The following is a 1481-nucleotide window of genomic DNA, read 5'->3' on the forward strand; positions in this document are numbered from 1 at the left end:
GGCGAGCGCCGCCTCTATCTGCGCTATATCCGCATCGCTTAGATCGCTGATGGGTTCGAGCGCCTCGGCGATGATCTCGATGAACCGCCCCAGCAGGTCGTTCGAGCCGATGGTCACGCTCACCGCGGTCGCATCGGCAAGCGCCGCGTCGTAGGCGCCCGCCTGCAGCGCGTCGAGCAGCTGCGTGCTCGTCCAGCCCGAAGCAGCCAGGTTGTCCGTCACCGACGGGCCGAACGCGTCGGCGAAGTGCGCGCCCACCAGCGACACGAACGCGTCGGAGGGCGTGGGCTCCTGGTCGTAGCACTGGTCGCTGTTATCGTATTCGGGCAGCGCGTAGCCGGCGGCGATGCTGTCGCCGAACGCCACGTACTTCGTGAGCAGCGGCTCGCAGGCTATGCGCTCCTTCGCGATGCCCGCGGCCATAAGCCGTTCGACCATCGCCGCATCGCGCACGGTGAACGTCGTCGTGTCCGCGAGTCCCGCGAACGCGGCGGGGTCCACGTCCAGGACGCCCTCGATGTCGATGCGCTCCACCGCGCCCGATGCGGCCGCCGCGCCGCTGAAGGCGCCCGCCGCGATGCCCTCCACCGCGTAGGTGGCGGGATCCTCCCACGCCTCCATCACCATGATGGAGGCGGGAACCGCGACGATGCCCGCAGCTCCCTCCGGCAGCCCGGCCAGCACGACCGCTCCTTGCGCGGCGCCCGCGTCGCGCACGATCGTGTACGACATGTCCATGCCCGACTTCTTGTGCACGACGGTGTCCCCCGCCGCCGCGAACGCCTGCAACGGGCAGAACGCGAGCACGAGCGTCGCCGCCAGGATTCCCACCGCGATGCGGCGCGCGCTCGGCATGATCGATCTTCCAGCCATTCCCTCGCTCCTTCTTCGAGTTCGGACGAATCGCTTGCGAATGCCGGTTGGCCGCCGAGACGCCGCCCGATCAGCATTCCGGCACCCCAAGAGCCGCCGCGACGGCATAAGTATGGCGTGCCTGCGTGCGGCACGCAAGCGCGGCGGCAGGAAGCGGGGACCGACGGCACGAAAGCCGATGGTTGGGCGGCGAGTGGCGACGCGTGGAGAGTTTGCGCGACCGCGGGCGGCGTGGGAGCGCAGCGAGCGCAGAGGGTTATTATTGTTTCATCACTGAAGCACTTTCACCAGGACGGACGAAGGACGGCATGACCGCAGCAGCAGGCGCATACAACGAGAGCGACCTTGCGCTCGACTCGACGTTCTTCGTGGCGTTCGACCTCACCCACCGCGCGCTCAAGGGCGGCCTCGCGGCGGCGAGCCCGCTCAACGTCACGCAGTACCGCATGCTCGTGAAGCTGCTGGCCGCGGGCCCGGACGGCGTCGCGCAGTCCGACTTGGGGCGCCTCCTCGACCTCAAGCCCAACGTGGTCACGCAGGCGCTGAACGCGCTCGAGGAGGCCGGTTTCGCCGAGCGCCTGCGCGGCGAGGGGGCCGACGGCCGCACG

At 69.5% G+C, this 1481-nt stretch carries 2 protein-coding genes; one reads left to right on the forward strand and one right to left on the reverse strand.

Features of this window, described 5'->3' with window-relative positions; genetic code table 11:
• A partial coding sequence (locus GPA_RS17250; RefSeq protein ID WP_041238858.1) for an SGNH/GDSL hydrolase family protein occupies positions 1 to 873 on the reverse strand: 873 nt, incomplete at its 3' end.
• Positions 874 to 1181: 308 nt separating this feature from the next.
• Here GPA_RS17250 and GPA_RS02660 point away from each other — a divergent pair.
• On the forward strand, positions 1182 to 1481 hold a 300-nt coding region (locus tag GPA_RS02660), incomplete at its 3' end, for a MarR family transcriptional regulator (RefSeq protein ID WP_041238859.1).

Origin of the sequence: Gordonibacter pamelaeae 7-10-1-b (assembly GCF_000210055.1) — a bacterium.
GTDB classification, from domain to species: Bacteria; Actinomycetota; Coriobacteriia; order Coriobacteriales; family Eggerthellaceae; genus Gordonibacter; species Gordonibacter pamelaeae.